The organism is Actinoplanes sp. NPDC026619 (genome assembly GCF_040638295.1).
In the GTDB taxonomy this organism is placed as follows: domain Bacteria; phylum Actinomycetota; class Actinomycetes; order Mycobacteriales; family Micromonosporaceae; genus Actinoplanes.
This window is the reverse complement of record NZ_JBEZYA010000017.1, coordinates 203,461-221,128: the sequence shown is the minus strand read 5'-3', so window position 1 is coordinate 221,128 and position 17,668 is coordinate 203,461. Positions and strand designations below refer to the sequence as shown.

Genomic DNA, 17,668 nt, shown 5'->3' with positions numbered 1-17,668 from the left:
GCCGATAAAGTGCCCGCGTGCGACTCTTCGGGCGCGAGGCGGAGTGCGCGTCCATCGATGCGCTCCTCGAGCAGGCGCGAGCTGGGCGCAGCGCAAGCTTGGTGCTGCGCGGCGAGGCCGGCGTCGGCAAGACCGAGCTGCTTGCGTACGCCGCGGGCACCGTGCCAGGCGCATTGCGTATCGGTGGGGTCGAGTCCGAAGCCGACTTCCCGTACGCGGCCCTGCACCGCCTGCTGATCCCGCTGCTGCCCGGCCGGGAGCGGCTGCCGGCCGGCCAGCGCGCCGCCCTGGAAGTCGCCTGTGGCCTCGCCGACGGCCCGCCACCCGACCTATACCTGGTGAGCCTGGCCACGCTGACCCTGCTGGCCCAGGGTTTGCCCGGCCAGGCTCCTCAGGTCTGCCTCGTGGACGACTGTCAGTGGCTCGACCGGGAATCGTTGCGGGCGCTGGCCTTCGTGGCCCGGCGCCTGCACGCCGAGGGCGTGGTGCTGTTGTTCGGCCTGCGCGCCGACGGCGACGATCCGGGCCTGCTCGCCGGCGTCGAGTCGCGGCAGATCACCGGCCTGGCGCCGCCGGCCGCCGCCGCGCTGCTGACCGACGTGGTGGCCACCCCGGTCGATCCGGCTCTGGCCGCGCGCATCGCCCGGGCCACCGGCGGCAATCCGCTGGCACTCACCGATCTGGCCCAGGAGCTCACCCCCGAGCAGCTGCGCGGGGGCGCCGCGCTGCCCGACCCGGTGCCGGTCGGCAGCCGGCTCGAGGCGCACTACGCGGCCCGGGTCGCCGCCTATCCCCCGGCCACCCGCACCTGGCTGTTGCTCGCGGCGGCGAACACCGGCGGCACCGCCGACCAGCTCGTGGCGGCGGGCCGGGTGCTCGGCGCCGTTCCGGCCGACGCCACCCCGGCGGTGGCCGACCGGCTGATCACCGGGCTGCCCGCGGCAACGTTCCGGCACCCGCTCGTGCGATCGGCCGTCTACGGCGGCGCGACGCTCGCCGAACGCCAGGCCGCGCACCGGGCGCTGGCCGGGCAACGGCTGCGGCAGGCGATCGGGATGACCGCCGAGCAGGAGCTGGTCTGGCGCCACCCGGAACTGGTCGCCTGGCGGTCCGGGCCGGGCGTCCGGGAGTCGGTGACGGCCGCGCTCGCCGTCTTCGAGACGCTCACCCTCGGTGCCCTGCACGGGTGGACCCGGTTCAGCCTGGCGATCCTGGACAACGCCGAGAGCCGTTACTCGGCCGCCCGGGACACCCTGTGCGACCTGGTCGAGCTCGGTCGTCCGCGGCGGTACGCCGGCGCGCTGCCCGACCTGGTCGAGGCCGCGTTGCGCTGCGGCGACCGGCCCACCGCCCGGCTCGCGCTCGCCGACCTGACCCTGGCCGCCGGCGTCTGTGACTCGACGCGCGCCACCGGCCTGCTGGAACGTTCCCGGGCGCTGCTGGCCGGCCCGGACGAGGCGGAGACGCATTACCAGCGGGCGATCGAGCACCTGGCCGGCGGGCTAGGGCACGGCGATCTGGCCCGGGCGCGACTGCTCTACGGCGAGTGGCTGCGCCGCCAGCGCCGCCGCCGGGACGCCCGCGAGCAGCTCGCTACGGCATTGGCGATGTTCGAGGAGGTACGCGCCGAGGCGTTCGCCGAACGCACCCGCAAGGAGTTGCGCGCGCTGGGCGGGAGCGTGCTGACCCCCGTACCGAAGGCTGACGAAACGGCCTTGACCCCGCAGGAGGCCGCCGTGGCGCGCCTGGCCCGGGATGGCGGCACCAACGCCGAGATCGCGGCCCATCTCTATCTGAGCGCCAGCACCGTCGATTACCACCTGCGGAAGGTCTACCGGAAGCTCGGCGTGCGGTCGCGGCGGCAGTTACGCGCGAGTTTGCACGACTGACTACGCGCCGCACGTGATGCGCGGATGGACGCGCTCCCACCACGATCGGAGCCATGAAGCCGATCGTTCTGGTACATGGATTCTGGGTGACTCCGCGCAGCTGGGAGCACTGGAAAGCACACTTCGAGGCCAAGGGTCACCAGGTGATCGCGCCGGCCTACCCGGGTTTCGAGGTCGAGGTGGAGGCGCTGAACGCCGACCCGACGCCGATCGTCAACGTCACCGTGCCACAGATCATCGCGCACTTCGAGGAAGCCATCCGGGCGCTGCCGGAGCCGCCGATCATCATCGGGCACTCGGCCGGGGGCGCCTTCACCCAGGTGCTGCTCGACCACGGCTTCGGGGCGGCCGGCGTGGCCCTGAACTCGGCGCCCACCGAGGGCGTCCGGACGGTGCCGCTGTCCCAGCTGAAGTCGACGTTCCCGGTCCTGAAGAGCCCGGCCAACCGGCACCAGGCGATCGGGCTGAGCTTCGAGGAATGGCAGTACGCCTTCACCAACACCTTCACCGAGGACGAGGCCCGCGCGCTCTACGAGCGCTATCACATCCCGGCCAGCGGCGGCATTCTCTGGGGCGGGGTGCTGGCCAACTTCCAGCCCGGCCACCAGGACACCTGGGTCGATTACCACAACGACGACCGGGCGCCGCTGCTGTTCGTCTCCGGCTCCGAGGACCACATCATGCCGCCGGCGATCCAGGAGTCGAACTGCAAGCACTACAAGTCAAAAACGACCACCGAGAGGCGTGAGTACGAGGGATACGCCCACCTCCTGCCGGCTCAGAAGGGCTGGGAGCAGATCGCCGACGAGGTCCTCGAATGGGCGCTGGCGCACGCGAAATGAACATCACCCACATCGGCGGGCCGACCGCGCTGCTGGAGCTCGACGGGCTGCGGCTGCTGGTGGACCCGACGTTCGACGCCCCGGGCCGGCGATATTCGTTCGGCTGGGGCACGTCGTCGCGCAAGCTCACCGGCCCCTCCGTCGGCGTTGCCGAACTCGGCGAGCTGGACGCGGTGCTCCTGACCCACGACCAGCACGCCGACAATCTCGACGACGCGGGCCGCAAGCTCCTGCCGTCGGTCCCGATCGTGGTCACCACCGCGACCGGGGCCCGGCGGCTGGGCGGCAACGCGCACGGTCTCCGGCCGTGGGAGACCATGGAAATCAAGGGTGTCGAGATCACCGCGACGCCGTCCCGGCACGGCCCGGCCGCGCTGATCCCGATCATCGGCCCGAGCATCGGCTTCGCCCTGCGGCCGGCCGGATCGTCCACCGTGGTGTGGATCTCCGGCGACACCGTGGTCTTCCCCGGCCTGCTGGAGGTGGCGTCCCGCTTCGATGTGGACACCGCCGTCCTGCACCTGGGCAAGGTGCAGTTCGGGCTCACCGGCCCCGCCCGGTTCACGATGACCGGGCGGGACGCGGTGCGGCTGTGCTCCCACCTGAAGCCGCGGCAGATCGTGCCGGTGCACTACGAGGGCTGGTCGCACTTCCACGAAGGGCGCGCCGAGATCGCGGCCGCGTTCCCGGCGGGTCAGCTCACCTGACTGGAGCAGGGAGTCCAGACCGCGTTGTCGTGAGCGAAGACGACCTGCTTCGGGTCGTAGGCCAGCAGCCGGTCCAGCCAGACCGGGTGGTGGCCGACGCCGGCCCGCTGCGACAGCACGTCGCCGGTGTAGAGCGAAGCGTTGTCGTGGCTCTGGCCGGCCACGATGACCGTGCCGTCGCGGCGGGTCACCACCACCGACTGGTGGCCCGCGGTGTGCCCGGGAGTCGGCAGGATGATCACGCCGGGCAGGATCTCCGCCTCGCCGTCCAGCTCCTCGTAGTGGGCGCCGGTGTGGTCGATCAGCTCCGGCAGCGTGTGGTCCTCGGTCGTGCGGGCCAGGGCGAGCTCGGTGCGCTGGGTGAAGACCGGGCGGCCGGCCAGGATCGGGTTGCCGCCGCAGTGGTCGAAGTGGAGATGGCAGTTCACCACGTACCCGACGTCGTCGATCTTCGCCCCGGCGGCGGCCAGCGCCGTCGGCAGCGGGATGCGCCGCGGGCGGTACCACGCGTCGACCTCGGGATGGCTGCCCATGCCGGTGTCGACCAGGATGCTGCCCTGCGCGTGCTCGATCAGGTAACCGAGGGTGGGCTCGACGCGGGGATGACCCGTGCCGGTCTCCTCGGCGGGGCGGATGAAATAGCCGAGATCGACTCGACGGACCACGGTGTCTGCCATCGAGTAAGTATGCCGAAGTCCATCGATGCCGAACCGCGCAATTTGGGGCGACACCTGCCCCACGAGCGACCACTCATCGTGCGAGCGACCACTCATCGTGCGAGCGACCACTCATCGTGCGAGTCCGGGGGCTCGGCCCCCGGGCAGATATACGAAATGAGGCCTGTCAGCGCTTTCTGCTGACAGGCCTCAACCGCGAATGTAGCCCCGAAGGGATTCGAACCCTCGCTACCGCCTTGAGAGGGCGGCGTCCTAGGCCGCTAGACGACGGGGCCAGGACTTGCTTTTACTTCGCTGCGCTTCGCTCTCGCTTCAGCGGCGAGGCCGAACTCTATCAGAATCCAGCTCCACCATCCTCTGCAGGAGTGGTAGCGCTGGGGTACCAGGACTCGAACCTAGACTAACTGGACCAGAACCAGTCGGGCTGCCAATTACCCCATACCCCATTGGCCCGGTTTCCCGCGCCGTGAAACGACTCTACCCGACCGCCCCGGGCCCACCAAATCGGGTTATGGCTCTTGGAACAGATCCGCGTGCCGGCGGGCCCACTCCAGGAACGTCGTCGCAGGTCGGCCCGCTATTCCGGCAGCCGTCGGGCTCGCCTGCTGGGGGTGGTCGACGAGCATCGCCTGACCGTCGACATACCAGGCCGCATGCTCGCCCATGTCCTTCGCCAGCTCGGCGATGCCCTCGTCGCGCGGTAACTCGACGTAACGAAGCTCACGGCCGAGCGCCTGCCCGATCAACTCCACCTTCCGCCGCCGCGACAGCGTCTCCGGCCCGGTCAGCTCCAGCGACCGGCCGACGAGCGAGTCGTCGACCAGCGCGCGGGCCGCGACGACCGCGATGTCCTCCTGGGCGATCGGGGCGTTGGCCGCTTCGCCGCACGTGTCGCGCACCTCGTCGCCGGCCCGGATCTGCCGGCTCCAGATCGCCGCGTTGGCCATGAACTCGCCCGGCTCGAGGTGGGTGAACGCCAGCCCGGACGCCTCGACCGCGTCCTCGACACCCTGCCAGTGCGCGCCCTTAGGCCCGGCCAGGTCGACGATCCGGCCGATGCCGGCCTCGGCGGCCAGCCGGCACGCCTCGGTCGCGGTGGGCAGATAGGGCGCGAGGTAGAGCACATCCACCCCGGCGTACGCGGCGGGCAGCGTCGCCGGGCGACCGAGAAACCCGCGCGCGACCTCGACCCCGTCCGGCAGCACGGCCCGCGCCGGATCGACGGTCAGCGCACGCACGTCGTCCGCGCCCAGCGCGAGCAGTTCGTCGACGACCATCCGCCCGATGTTGGTGGTGGCGCCGGTAACCAGGATCTTCATATCGATACCTCCCCAGGGACAGAATGCCGGACGGGTCGGTGGGTCAGGGGTTCTTGCCGGTCCAAGTCACGCGCGATCCCGGCACCTGGGCGGCGACCGCCGCGTCCCCCTCGGCCGCAGCGGTCGCCCCGCCCCGTCACCGCCCGCTAGCGTGGGGGCGGCCGCCAAACAAACGCTTAAGACGGAGTTCGATGCGCTTCGAGGTGCTGGGGCCGGTTCGGGTGCGGGCCGGGGACGGGTCAGCCGCGCCGCTCGCGCCGCGGCCGCGCGCTCTGCTCGCCGCGCTGATCGCGTCGGGTGGGCAACTCGTCTCGGCCGAGCGGCTGATCGCCGAGCTGTGGCCCGAGGGCGCGCCGGCGACGGCCGGCCCGGCGCTGCAGGTGCACGCGTCCGCGCTGCGCAAAGTGGTCGGTGACCGGCTGACCTCGACCGCCGGCGGTTATGCGCTGCACGCCGGCGAACTGGACGCGGCGGAGTTCGAGGCGACCGGCGATCTCGGGTTGTGGCGCGGGCCGGCCTACGAGGGCGGGGGCGGCGGGCCGATCGTCGAGGCGGCCGCGGCCCGGCTCGATGAGTTGCTGCTCGCGGCCCGCCGCGACTGGGCCGACCGGGAGCTGGCCGCCGGCCGCCCGGTGCTGGCCGAGCTGCGGGCCTGGGTGACCGCCGAACCGGCGGCCGAGCCGTTGGTCGAGCGCCTGATGCTGGAGCTGCACCGGGCCGGGCGATCGGCGGACGCACTGGATGTCTTCGCGTCGGCGGTGGCGGTGCTCCGGTCGTACGAAACGGAACCGGGACCGGCTCTCGCCGCCCTCGCCGCGGGGATCCGCCGGCGGGATCCGACGCTGGATCGCCCGGCCCCGGGTCTGCCCGGATCGCGCAGCCGGTTCATCGGCCGGCGGGCCGAGCTGGACCGGGCGCACGCCCTGGCCGGTGAGACCCGGCTGCTCACCGTGACCGGGCCGGGCGGCAGCGGCAAGACCCGGTTCGCCTACGAGCTGGCCCGCGAGGTGGCCGCCGAGTACGCCCTGGTCCTCGTCGTCGAGCTGGCCGGTTACGCGACGGCCGACGCCACCCGGTTCGCCGCCGCGGCCGGCGTGCGCGACGAGCCCGGGGTGACCGCGATCGACGCTCTGGCCCGGCACGTGGGCGACCGGCGGGCGCTGCTGGTGGTGGACAACTGCGAGCACGTCCGCGCGTCCGCCGCCGAGACGGTGGACAGCCTGATCCGGGCGGTGCCGGGGCTGCGCGTGCTGGCGACCAGCCGGGAACCGCTGGGCGTGCCGGGCGAGACGCTCTGCCCGCTGCCCGGCCTGGCCCCGGCCGACGCCGTGCGGCTGTTCGGCGATCGGGTGGCGGCCGCACGCGGCGGCGCCGGCCTGCGCCCGGCCGAGCGGGAGCCGGCCGCCGAGCTGTGCCGGCGGCTGGACGGCCTGCCGCTCGCCCTGGAACTGGCCGCCGCCCGCCTGCGCTCGCTGCCGCTGGCCGCGGTGACCGGCCGCCTCGACCTGCTGATCGGCAACTCCCCGGTGGAACGGCACCGCACCATGCGGGCGGCCATCGACTGGGGGCACGACCTGCTCGACGAGGCCCAGCAGCGGCTGCTGGCCCGGCTCAGCCTGTTCGCCGGCCCGTTCGACGCCGACGCCGCGACCCGGGTGCACGCCGCCGACGCGCTCGAACCGCTCGCCCAGCTCACCGACCGTTCGATGGTGGAGTGGGACGGCTCGCACTACCGCTTGATCGAGACGATTCGGGAGTACGCGGCCGAGCACTTGACTGGGAACGACCCGGCCCGCCGCCGGTTCGTGGCGCTCTGGCTCGACCGGCTCGCCACCCCGCCGCCACCGGACGGCCCGGCGCACGCCGCCTGGCTGGCCTCGATGGACGCCGCGCATCCGAGCATCCTGGCCGCCCTGGAGTGGTCGCTGACCGCTGGCGATCCGGCCGACGCGCTGACTCTCGCCGCCGCGATGTGGTGGTACTGGTGGATCACCGGGCGGATGACCGAGGGTCTCGGATGGCTGCGGCACGCGCTGGACACCGCGCCGGCCGAGGCGTCCGCGGCCCGCGGGCGAGCGTTGCGCGCGGCCGCCGCGCTGGCCCGCAACAGCGGAGACCTGGCCGGGGCACGCCGGCTCGGCGAGCAGGGCCTGGCCACGTTCCGGCTGCTCGGCGACCGGGCCGGGGTGCTGGCCGCGCTGAACAACCTGCTGATCACGGCGCAGGGCGAGGGCGACTACGAGGCCTCGCTGGCCTACGGATACGAGGCGCTGGAGCTGGCCGAGGAGGCCGGCGACGCCCGGATGATCGCGGCCGGGCTGAACAACACCGGCGGGACGCTGCGCTGCCTGGACCGGCTCGACGAGGCGGCGCCGCTGTTCGAGCGGGCGCTCGGCGCGTTCCGGGCGATCGGCGAGGCGCGCGGTGAGGCGGCCGCGCTGACGAACCTGGGCATCGTGGCCCGCCGCCGGGGCGCGTTCGAGGTGTCCGGCGGTTACCTTCGGCAGTCCCTGGCCATCTACACCGAGCTGGGCATCACCGAGGGGCAGCTGGACGCGATCGAGGCGCTGGCCCAGCTCGAGCCGCCGGAGCGGGCGCTGACCCTGCTGGCCGTGGCCGAGCGGGAGCGGTCCGCGCTCGGCTCGGCGATCTTCACCCCGGACGAGGTACGCGACCGGGACGAGGCCGAAAAAACCGCCCGGTCCGCCCTGACCACCGAGGAGGTGGCCCGGGCGTACCGGGCGGCTAACGGCATGTCGTGGGCCGCGGCGGTCGAGCTATTCCAGTGAGACCACCGGGTTGCGCAGCTCGCCGATGCCCTGGATGGAGATCGAGCAGAAGTCGCCGGCGGTCAGCTCGCTTACCCCGGCCGGAGTGCCGGTGAGGATGATGTCGCCGGGCAGCAGCGTCATGACGTGCGACACGTACGACACCAGGGTCGGGATGTCGAACACCATGTCCTTGGTGCGGCCGATCTGGCGCATCTCCATGGCGTCGGGGTTGCGGCCCACCTCGCAGCGGATCTCGACGTCACTCACGTCGAGGCCGGTGGTGATCCACGGGCCGACCGGGCAGAACGAGTCGAAGCCCTTGGCCCGGGTCCACTGCGGGTCGCTGCGCTGCAGGTCCCGGGCGGTCACGTCGTTGGCGATGGTGTAGCCGAAGATGGCCTGCTCGGCCCCGGCCCGGTCGACCCGGCGGGCGCCGCTCGCACCGATCACGACGGCCAGCTCGGCCTCCTCCTCGACGCGCTTGGACTGCGGTGGCAGCCGGATCGCGTCGTTGGGGCCGATCACCGAGGTGGACGGCTTGAGGAAGATCAACGGCTCCTTGGGCACCTCGTTGCCGAGCTCGGCGGCGTGGTCGGCGTAGTTGCGGCCGACCCCGATCACCTTGCTCGCGAAGATCGGAGCGAGCAGCCGCACATCGGCGAGCGCCCAGCGCTGACCGGTGAACGTCACCTTCGCGAACGGCAGTGAGTCGATCTCGGCGATGGTCAGGCCTTCGCCCTCGGCGCCCTCGACGACGCCGAACGAAACTCCACCAGCATGGACAAAGCGGGCGAAACGCACGAAGAATTCCCTATCTCTCGAGGCTCTCCCGCGAAATCTACGCCGGTCGCGCCGCGCCGTTGGACTCCGCGCCCAGCCGGGGGAACGGTTCGAGGGAGAACACCACCTCGGTCGGCACCTCGAAGTAGGCACAGATCCGCAGGGCCAGGTGCAGGCTCGGGCTGAACTCGCCGCGCTCCAGGTAGCCCACCGTCTGGTAGTGGACACCCAGGGCGTCGGCGAGCTGCCGCCGCGAGATGCCACGCTCGGCGCGCAGCATCGCGATGCGGTTGTACGTGATTTCACTGTTACCCAATTGCCCGGCTCCTCAGCGGCCCACGGTGGCCATTGCCCGCTCACGCCGGGCCGCAACCGCGGAACCCGACTCGCGGCGCGCCATCCGCCGCAGGAACCACGGCGCCAGCGACAGGCCCAGCACGGCCCAGACGGCGAGCACGCCGAACGTCGCGAGATGCCGCCAGGAATGGGTCAGCTCGACGACCGCCAGCGAGCCGGGCAGGAACACCGAGCGCATGCCCAACCCTAGCCAGTAGATCGGGAAGACCTGCCCGACGGCCTGCAGCCAGCCCGGCATGCTGGTGATCGGGTAGAAGATGCCGGAGATCGCGACCAGTCCGAAGACCGGCAGCACCACCAGGCCCATGTTGCGCGGGTTCTCGAAGATCGAGCCGATCACCGCGCCGAGCGGCATGGTGGCCACGAAGGCGAGCGGCAGCAGCCAGAGCAGGTTGAGCCAGCCGCTCGCGCTCACGTGCAGCCCGTCGACCAGGAACAGGCCCGGCACCAGCTGGAGGGCCAGGCTGATCGCGGTCATCCCGCCGACCACCACCGCCTTGCCGACCAGGTAACCACCCATCCCGTTCGGCACCGCCTTGGCCCGCAGCAGCGTGCCGTCCTCCCGCTCGACCACCAGCAGCTGGGCCACCGTCACCAGGCCACCGAAGGCCAGGCCCATGCCGAACACGCCGGGCAGCGTGCTCGCGCCGAGCGAGAAGCTGGTGCCCGGCACGTGCGCGTCGCGCATGAAGAAGACCGTGCCGACCAGGATGGCGGCCGGGAAAAGGTAGGTCCACAGGTCGCTGAGCGTGGTCAGGGTCTGCCGCAGCTCGATGCCGCCGCGGGCCAGCCCGGTGCGCAGAACCGTCATCATCGCGCGCCTCCCTCGGCGTCGAGCACCAGCTTCATGTAGGTGTCCTCAAGGCTGTCGCGGCGCACCTCGAGGTCGCCGATGTCTTCGCCGTATTGCAGGAAGAGCTGCCGGACGAAGGCCGTCGCATCCGCCGCCGAGTGGATGAACCGCTGGCCGTCGCGGGTCCAGCGGATCTCGGTCTGGCCGGCCACCTGCCGGGACAGCTCGTCGGCCGAACCGTCAGCGATGATCACGCCGCCGGAGAGGATCACGATGCGGTCGGCCAGTTTCTCGGCTTCGTCGAGGTCGTGGGTGGTCAGCAGGATGGTGGTGTCGTCCACATCGGTCAGCCGGTGCACCAGGTCGTGGAACTCGCGGCGGGCGGCCGGGTCGAAGCCGGTCGTCGGCTCATCGAGGAAGAGCAGCTCGGGGCGGCCGACGATGCCGATCGCCACGTCGAGCCGGCGGCGCTGCCCGCCGGAGAGCCGCATCACCCGCTGGTCGGCCTGCGCGGTGAGGCCGACGGCGTGGAGCAGGTCGTCGACCGGCCACGGCCGGCGGATCTCCGGTGTGGAGTAGTCCGCGTAATACGTCCCCAGATGCTTCAGCAGCTCGCGCACCCGCCACTTGCCGTGGTCGCGCCAGGACTGCAGCACCACGCCGACGCGGGCGCGCCAGCGCTCGCCGGCCACTGCCGGGTCGACGCCGAGCACACTCACCTCGCCGGCCGAGCGCATCCGAAAACCCTCGAGGATCTCGATAGTCGTGGTTTTGCCGGCTCCGTTGGGGCCGAGCAGGGCCAGCACCTCGCCGCGCCGGGCGGTGAAGCTCACCCCGGCCAGCACGTCCTTGGCGCCATAACGCATGCGCAGGTCACGGACGTCGATGACCCGCTCGGCGACCGGCACCTCGGGGCCGGCGTCAAGCTCCCCCGCCAAAGTCATTCCTCCCATGTCCAGCACACTATCAACAATGTAGTAGATGTACTACATTCTTCAGCATGTCTTCTGTCGATGTAACGACGGTCGGTCGAGGTCCCGGGCTGGTCGTCCTGCCCGGCGCCACCCGCCGGGCCCGGCACTACGGTGCGATGGCCACGGCCCTGTCCGAGATGTACACGGTGCACGTCGTCGAGCGGCGCGGGCGCGGCCGCAGCCCCGCGCAGGACTCCTCCTACTGCCTCGATGCCGAGATCTCCGACGCGCTCGAAGTGCTGACCGAGACCGGGTCCAAGCAGATCTTCGGGCACAGCTACGGCGGGCTGATCGCGCTGCACGTCGCGCTGCGCACCGACCTCGACCGGGTGATCGCCTACGAGCCCGGGGTCAGCATCGGCAACACCATGCCCCGGTCCTGGATGCCCCGCTACGAGCAGTTGCTCGCCGAGGGCAAGGACGCGCGCGCGATGGTTCACTTCCTGCACACGTGCGAATTCATGCCGGGCGGCGCGCTGGTCACCGCGATGGTCTGGGCGATGCAGCGGTTCGCGGCCGAGGGCCGGGCCACCCGGGAGCTGCTGCCGACGGTGGTGCGCGAACTGCACGAGATCTATGCGCTTGATTCGGACGGCAGCCGCTACGGGGCGATCACCGCGCCGGTTCTTCTGCTCGGTGGCGGGCGCTCCCCGGCGTACATCAAGCAGATGTTGCCCTTGCTGGTCGACGTGATCCCGAACGCCAAGCTCGTCGTTACGCCGGAATTCGACCATAATGCACCTGACTTGGGGCATCCGGCCGCCGTGGCGGACCTCATTCGCGCCTAACGGTGATCGTGTTGATCGCCTCGGCTGGATACGCTGGTGCGATGGGGATCAAGCAGGTGAGGGCGCTCACCACGACGCTGCCCGCGGTCACCTGGATTCCCCTCGGCCAAGCCCACGCCGAGCGGGCCGACGAGATGACCGCGGGCCACCGCGCCCGGCGCGCCACCGGCGAGAAACACGCGATCGAAGACTTCCTCTACGACTACTACGGCACCCGCCCCGCGCAACTGCGCCGCTGGCATCCCGGCGTCGGCGCGGGCCTGGCCCCGGCCCCCGGCGGCCGGGCCGAGCAGGCGAACTGGAAGTTCTACATGAGCTACCCCGACGGCGTCGTGACGCTGGACGAGGTGGCGTTCATGCACGCCCGCGGCGAGAGCGTGCGGTACATCCACGGCCTGCTCACCGCGACGGCGTCCCGCCCGGTCTTCTCCGGCTGCTTCGGCCTGCACGAGTGGGCCATGGTCTACCGCGACCCCGACCACCGCCACCCGCTGCCACTGCGTCTCGGCCAGGCCGAGACCGACAAGGTCGTCGAACAACACCCCATCCGCTGTACGCATTTCGACGCGTTCCGCTTCTTCACCCCCGAGGCCGTCGGCCTGAACCGCCTGCAGCCCACCCGGGCCACCCAGGTCGACCTCGACCAGCCCGGCTGCCTGCACGCCGCGATGGACGTGCACAAGTGGGCGCAGAAACTCGGCCCCGCCGTCCCCGGCGCGCTGGCCCTGGACTGCTTCGCCCTGGCCATCGACATCCGCCTGCTGGACATGCAGGCCAGCCCGTACGACTTGACGTCGTACGGCTTCGAGCCGGTAAAGATCGAAACCGCCGAGGGCAAGGCGGAGTATGTGGCGCGCCAGCGTGAGTTCGCCCGCCGCGCGGCCGCCCTGCGAGCCCGCCTGATCCGAGTCTGCGAAGAGCTGATGGGCCCGGAGGACTCCGCCCGGAGCCGAGAGGCAGTGGCCCCCTTCAACCGCCGCTGATCAGGCCGCCGCTGATCACGCCGTTGGGACGGTCAGTTCGGCTATCACGGCTCGGTGGTCGGTTCCGGCTACGCCGTGGACCGCGACATCCCGCACGCCTATGCGCTTGTCCACCAGGACGTGGTCCAGCGTTACCGGGGGCAGATGCTTGTCGCCGTACGGGCCCCAGGTTGCGATCAAGCCCTTGCCCACCGTGTCGGCGGCGTCCCGGTAGCCCTGTTCGATCAGGTTGCGGACCGGGGCGTGGTCGAGCGTCGAGTTGAAATCGCCGATCAGGATGTGCGGGGTTCCGGTCGAGTTCGTCGCGGGCTCGTCGGCCAGGTCGGCTCGCCAATCGCCGAGGGCCGACGTCGCGTACGGGGCCAGCGGGTGCGCCGAGTCGACGGCCAGGGCGGTGGCGCCGGGTGGCTGGACCGTCGCGTACGCCTGCCGGTTGCCGCCCTTGCTGAGCGTCGAACCGGTCGCGCTGACCGGGAGGCGGGAGTAGAGCCCCGAGCCGGTCGTGCCCCAGACATCGGCCAGCGAGTGATAGGGCAGCAAGCGGTCCAGGCCGGCCGCGGACAGGCCCCACATCTCCTCGGGGGTGAACTCCTGCAGCGCCAGCACCGACACGTCGTGGTCCCGGACCAGCTTGACGATCGCGGCCGGGTCGGCGTGGCCGATGTACACGTTGATGGTCATGACGGTCAGCGGCAGGCCGGCCGACGGGCCCCGGTCGGCGTCGGGCAGCGCGCGCGGCAGCACGCACACCGCCAGCAGCGCCGCGGCCAGCAGAGCGGCCGCCGCGATCAGCCACTTCCGGGCGATCACCGCGATCAAAAGCGGAATCAACACCCAGCCGGCCGCGTACGGCGTGAAGGCGAACAACTGCACCAGCGGGCCGCGCTCCCAGCCGAACAGCCGGATGATCGCCCACAGCAGGCCGGGCAGCACCAGCAGTGCGAGCAGCACCGTGCGGGTCACCCGACGAGCCGGGCGGATCTCGGCCGGCGTGCTGGTGATCGTCATGCGGCCGACGCTATCGGGCCCGCGTTACCGAACCTGGCTAGTGTGAGTCGGGTGACCGAAATCAGACCCGGACGGCTCAACGGCATCACCGATGTGGCTGGCGTGCGGGTCGGCCATTACGAGCAGATCGGCGACGGATGGCTCACCGGGACCACGGTGGTGCTGGCGCCGCCGGGCGGTGCGGTCGGCGGGGTCGACGTGCGTGGCGGCGGGCCCGGCACCCGGGAGACCGACCTGCTCGATCCACGCAACCTGGTGGAACGGGTCAACGCCGTGGTGCTGGGCGGGGGCAGCGCGTTCGGGCTGGACGCGGCGGGCGGGGTGATGCGGCGGCTGGCGGCGGCCGGGATCGGGTTCCCGGTCGGCCCCGAGCCCCATCAGGTGGTGCCGATCGTGCCGGCCGCCGTGCTGTTCGATCTCGGTCGCGGCGGCACTTGGGGCCGGGCGCCGGATGCCGCGTTCGGGGCGGCTGCCTACGACGCCGCGAGCGACGGACCGGTGGCGTTGGGCACGGTCGGCGCCGGGACCGGGGCGGTGGCCGGTGGGCTCAAGGGCGGGGTCGGCTCGGCCAGCGCGGTGATCACAGGCGGGCCGGTGGTGATCGAAGGCGGCCTTACCGTGGGCGCGCTGGCCGTGGTGAACGCGGCCGGCTCGTGCGTGGATCCGTCGACCGGCATGCTCTACGGGTTGCCGTTCGGCCTCGCCGGGGAGTTTCCGGACATTTCGCCGATCGAGCCGGTCGCGGCGCCCGTCCGGGGCTTCCACACCACGATCGGCGTCGTGGCCACCGACGCCAGCCTCACCAAGGCGCAGTGCCAGAAGCTGGCCGGGGTCACCCACGACGGCATGGCGCGGGCGATCCGCCCGGTGCACTCCATGTTCGACGGTGACACGATCTTCGCGCTCGCCACCGGAACCGGCGCGCCGCTCGGGCCGGTGGAGTTCAGCGCACTGCTCACGGTCGCCGCCGACACGTTCAGCCGGGCGGTCGTGCACGGCATGCTCGCCGCGACCGGCGCCGGCGACTTCCGCAGTTACCGTGAGCTGGTTCCGGACCTTCCGTGAGCCGGCGGGGCAGGGCTGACCCGCCCCGCCGGCTCATCCGATCAGATCGACGCGGTTTCCACGTCGCCGATGCCGGCCGCGGTCAACTCGTCCCGGATCACCGCGGCGTCCCCCTCGATCACCAGGGTCAGGCCCTTCGGGTGCAGGTGCGCCGCCGCGGCCGCCGACACCTGCTCGACGGTCGCCTCCAAATACTCCCGGCGCACCGTCGGGTAGTAGTCGTCCGGCAGGTTGTGCAGCACCAGCGTGCTCAGCGCGCCGACGATCGCGCCCGGCGTCTGCATCTCCACCGACAGCTGGCCGGCCCGCCACGAACGGGCCACCGCCAGCTCGTCCTCGGTGATGCCGTCGAGCTGGGTGCGGTCGATCTCGCCGAGCGTGTCGACGATCGCCGGCACCGTCACCGCGGTCTGCACGCCCGCCGCCACCTCGAACCGGCCGAAGCGCCGGGACATCGCGTAACTGCCGCGGATCCCGTACGTGTAGCCCTTCACCTCGCGGATCAGGTGGTTGAGCCGGGACGTGAACGCGCCGCCGAGCACCGTCGCCGCGAGAGTCATCGACACGTAGTCGGGGTTGGCCCGCTCCGGCGCCCGGTGGCCGATGCGCAGCGTCGACTGCACCGAGCCGGGCCGGTCCACCAGGATGATCTTGCGCTGCTCGCGCACCGACCAGGGCAGCGGGCCGGCCGGCGCCGGCGGCTCGCCGGTGGTGCCGGCGAACGCGGCCGCACCCAGCGCGGCCAGGTCGAGCGTGTCCAGGTCGCCGGCCACGAGCAGCACGCCCGCGCGCAGCAGCCACCCCTGGTGGAACGCGACCACGTCGTCCACGGTCACGGCGGCCACCGACGTCGGATCGCCGTGCAGCGGACGCCCGAACCGGCCGGTGCCGAACAGGTCGGCGCGCAACGTGGCGTCGGCCCGCGGGCCGGGCTGCGCCCAGTCCATCCGCAGCGCGGTCACCTCGTCGTCGCGCACCCGCAGCACGTCGGCCGGGTCGAGGCGCGGGGTGCGGACCGCCTCACCGGCCAGCCGGACGGCGTCGAGCAGCAACGGCACCGGCGCGGAGACGCCGACCCGGAACGAGTCCCAGTCGACCGCCGGGGACAGCTCGGCGCCGAGGCCCTCGAGCGCGAGAGCGTAGGCCGCCGAGTCGCGCGCCCGGGTGCCTTCCTCGAGCGACTTGGCCAGCACGGTCGCGGTGCCCTCACGGCCGTCGGACTCGTGCGCGGCGCCGGCCTCGAGCATCAGCATGGCGCTGGCCAGAAGCTGGCCGGGCAGGTGGGCGGCGATCACGGTGCCGCCGCTGACGGCGACCCGGCGGATCTCCGGGAAGGTGTACGGCCGGGCCTCGCCCGTCCCCGGCCTGGTGGCGACGAGCGTCATGCGTTTTCCTCCGGCAGGTAGGTCAGCGTCACCCGGGACTCGGGCTTGAGGGCGTACGCGGCGGCCTCGGTCACGTCGTCGGCGTTCACCGCGAGCCACTGCGGCAGCCGGTAGGCCACCGTGGCCGGGTCGCCGAACTGCGTCGCGTACCGCCCCAGGGTGTCGGCCCGGCCGCCCACCGTGGACAGCGACCGCCACCACGCGGTGGTCAGCAGCGCCTTGGCCCGGGACAGCTCGTCCTCCGTGACCGGCTCGCTGACCAGGCTCGCGACGACCTCGGACAGACCGTCCTCGAGCTCGGCCACGTCCACGCCGTCCTTGACCGTCGCCGTGATGATCAGCGGGGCCGGGGCGTGCGCCAGATCGACGCCGTACGAGCCGATGTAGTCCGGCTGGGCGATCCGCTTGCCGTCGGCCAACCGCTGGTAGAGCCGGCAGCCACGCCCGTTGCCGAGAATCGTGGCGAGCACGGTGATCGCGTCGTACCCCTTGGTGCCGAACGGATGCGTACGGTGCGAAAGGTAGATCCGCGGCGCCGGCACCGCCGCATGCACCGTTTCCCGCGCCGGGGTCGTCGCCGGCCCGGTCAGGTGCCCGCCGGGCGCCGCCGGAATGCCGGCGACCGGCTCGATCGCCCCGAAGTATTTCTCGGCGAGCGCGACGACCTCTTCTTTCCCCGCGTCGCCGACAACCGTCAATACGCAGTTGTTGGGGGCGTAGTACTGCTGATGAAACGCCTTGAAAGTGTCCAGGCTCGCCGCGTTCAGATCCTCCATCGACCCGATCGTGGCGTGGTGATACGGGTGGCCCGGCGGGTAGAGCAGGGCGAGAAGACGCAACCAGGCATCGCCGTACGGGACATTGTCGTACCGCTGGCGGCGTTCGTTCTTGACCACCTCGCGCTGGTTGTCGAGGGTTTCCTGGGTGAGCGCCGGCACCAGCCCGCCCATCCGGTCGGCCTCCAGCCACAGCGCCAGCTCGAGGTGCTCCGACGGCATGGTCTCGAAGTAATTGGTGCGGTCCGGGTTGGTGGTCGCGTTCAGCGAGCCGCCGTTGCCCTGGACGAGCCGCATGTGCTCGGTCTTCTTGACGTGCTCCGAGCCCTCGAACATCAGATGCTCGAAGAGATGCGCGAAGCCGGTCTGCCCGGCCGGCTCGTGGCGCGAGCCCACGTCGTACCACAGGTTGACGCAGACGACCGGCGAGCTCCGGTCTTCACTGACCACAACCCGGAGGCCGTTAGCCAGTCGCGTGGTTTCAATAGGCCACGGATAGCCGGTGGTGACAACCGGCGCACTTGGGGACGTCACCCACCCATACTGCCCTGTGG

Annotated in this window: 16 protein-coding genes and 2 tRNA genes; 7 read left to right on the top strand and 11 right to left on the bottom strand. The window is 71.8% G+C overall.

Annotated elements, in window-relative coordinates; translation table 11 throughout:
• Positions 1-17 precede the first annotated feature (17 nt).
• The 3 genes from AB0E90_RS32645 to AB0E90_RS32635 are packed head-to-tail and all read left to right on the top strand — an operon-like array spanning position 18 to position 3,438.
• A complete protein-coding gene (locus AB0E90_RS32645; protein ID WP_360414604.1) occupies positions 18-1,889 on the top strand; it encodes an AAA family ATPase in 1,872 nt (623 codons plus the stop codon).
• Positions 1,890-1,942: 53 nt separating this feature from the next.
• A complete protein-coding gene (locus AB0E90_RS32640) occupies positions 1,943-2,731 on the top strand; it encodes an alpha/beta hydrolase (protein ID WP_360414601.1) in 789 nt (262 codons plus the stop codon).
• Positions 2,728-3,438 carry an MBL fold metallo-hydrolase gene (locus AB0E90_RS32635; protein ID WP_360414598.1) on the top strand — a complete coding sequence of 237 codons (711 nt, stop codon included), beginning with the start codon at positions 2,728-2,730 and terminating at the stop codon, positions 3,436-3,438. Before AB0E90_RS32640 ends, AB0E90_RS32635 begins: the two co-directional genes overlap by 4 nt.
• Here AB0E90_RS32635 and AB0E90_RS32630 read toward each other — a convergent pair.
• The 4 genes from AB0E90_RS32630 to AB0E90_RS32615 form a co-directional block, all read right to left on the bottom strand.
• Positions 3,426-4,115, bottom strand: coding sequence for an N-acyl homoserine lactonase family protein (locus tag AB0E90_RS32630; RefSeq protein WP_360414595.1), 690 nt, complete (start codon positions 4,113-4,115; stop codon positions 3,426-3,428). The two genes, AB0E90_RS32635 and AB0E90_RS32630, sit on opposite strands and share 13 nt — an antisense overlap.
• A 202-nt stretch (positions 4,116-4,317) precedes the next feature.
• A tRNA-Glu gene (locus tag AB0E90_RS32625) sits at positions 4,318-4,390 on the bottom strand.
• Between the two features lie 99 nt (positions 4,391-4,489).
• A tRNA-Gln gene (locus AB0E90_RS32620) sits at positions 4,490-4,561 on the bottom strand.
• 63 nt (positions 4,562-4,624) lie between these two features.
• Entirely contained in the window at positions 4,625-5,434 is an 810-nt protein-coding gene (locus tag AB0E90_RS32615) for an NAD(P)H-binding protein (protein WP_360414592.1), read from the bottom strand.
• A gap of 191 nt (positions 5,435-5,625) precedes the next feature.
• On the opposite strand from AB0E90_RS32615, the gene AB0E90_RS32610 reads away from it, so the two are divergent.
• Complete coding sequence (locus AB0E90_RS32610) at positions 5,626-8,223, top strand: BTAD domain-containing putative transcriptional regulator (protein WP_360414589.1); 2,598 nt, start codon at positions 5,626-5,628, stop codon at positions 8,221-8,223.
• Here AB0E90_RS32610 and AB0E90_RS32605 read toward each other — a convergent pair.
• From AB0E90_RS32605 to AB0E90_RS32590, 4 genes are read right to left on the bottom strand one after another with little or no spacing between them, the layout of a single operon-like run.
• Positions 8,212-9,006: a fumarylacetoacetate hydrolase family protein gene (locus tag AB0E90_RS32605; RefSeq protein ID WP_360414586.1), complete on the bottom strand. Its 795-nt coding sequence runs from the start codon at positions 9,004-9,006 to the stop codon at positions 8,212-8,214. The genes AB0E90_RS32610 and AB0E90_RS32605 overlap by 12 nt on opposite strands.
• 37 nt (positions 9,007-9,043) lie before the next feature.
• Positions 9,044-9,265: a helix-turn-helix transcriptional regulator gene (locus AB0E90_RS32600; protein WP_360414715.1), complete on the bottom strand. Its 222-nt coding sequence runs from the start codon at positions 9,263-9,265 to the stop codon at positions 9,044-9,046.
• A gap of 48 nt (positions 9,266-9,313) precedes the next feature.
• Complete coding sequence (locus tag AB0E90_RS32595; protein ID WP_360414713.1) at positions 9,314-10,153, bottom strand: ABC transporter permease; 840 nt, start codon at positions 10,151-10,153, stop codon at positions 9,314-9,316.
• Entirely contained in the window at positions 10,153-11,079 is a 927-nt protein-coding gene (locus AB0E90_RS32590; protein ID WP_360414711.1) for an ABC transporter ATP-binding protein, read from the bottom strand. The genes AB0E90_RS32595 and AB0E90_RS32590 overlap by 1 nt, the downstream gene beginning before the upstream one ends.
• A gap of 56 nt (positions 11,080-11,135) precedes the next feature.
• Between AB0E90_RS32590 and AB0E90_RS32585 the strand changes: the two genes are divergently transcribed.
• Positions 11,136-11,897 (top strand): alpha/beta hydrolase, encoded by a 762-nt coding sequence (locus AB0E90_RS32585; RefSeq protein WP_360414583.1) that lies wholly within the window; start codon positions 11,136-11,138, stop codon positions 11,895-11,897.
• 41 nt (positions 11,898-11,938) lie between these two features.
• Positions 11,939-12,880 carry a 3-methyladenine DNA glycosylase gene (locus AB0E90_RS32580; RefSeq protein ID WP_360414580.1) on the top strand — a complete coding sequence of 314 codons (942 nt, stop codon included), beginning with the start codon at positions 11,939-11,941 and terminating at the stop codon, positions 12,878-12,880.
• 15 nt (positions 12,881-12,895) lie between these two features.
• On the opposite strand, the gene AB0E90_RS32575 is transcribed toward AB0E90_RS32580, so the two are convergent.
• Positions 12,896-13,888 carry an endonuclease/exonuclease/phosphatase family protein gene (locus AB0E90_RS32575; RefSeq protein ID WP_360414577.1) on the bottom strand — a complete coding sequence of 331 codons (993 nt, stop codon included), beginning with the start codon at positions 13,886-13,888 and terminating at the stop codon, positions 12,896-12,898.
• A gap of 51 nt (positions 13,889-13,939) precedes the next feature.
• On the opposite strand from AB0E90_RS32575, the gene AB0E90_RS32570 reads away from it, so the two are divergent.
• A complete protein-coding gene (locus AB0E90_RS32570; protein ID WP_360414574.1) occupies positions 13,940-14,953 on the top strand; it encodes a P1 family peptidase in 1,014 nt (337 codons plus the stop codon).
• 41 nt (positions 14,954-14,994) lie between these two features.
• Here the strand turns inward: AB0E90_RS32570 and AB0E90_RS32565 are convergent, their stop codons facing one another.
• Positions 14,995-16,338: a pitrilysin family protein gene (locus AB0E90_RS32565; RefSeq protein ID WP_360414571.1), complete on the bottom strand. Its 1,344-nt coding sequence runs from the start codon at positions 16,336-16,338 to the stop codon at positions 14,995-14,997.
• Positions 16,335-17,648, bottom strand: coding sequence for a pitrilysin family protein (locus tag AB0E90_RS32560; protein ID WP_360414568.1), 1,314 nt, complete (start codon positions 17,646-17,648; stop codon positions 16,335-16,337). Before AB0E90_RS32560 ends, AB0E90_RS32565 begins: the two co-directional genes overlap by 4 nt.
• Between the last annotated feature and the right edge of the window lie 20 nt (positions 17,649-17,668).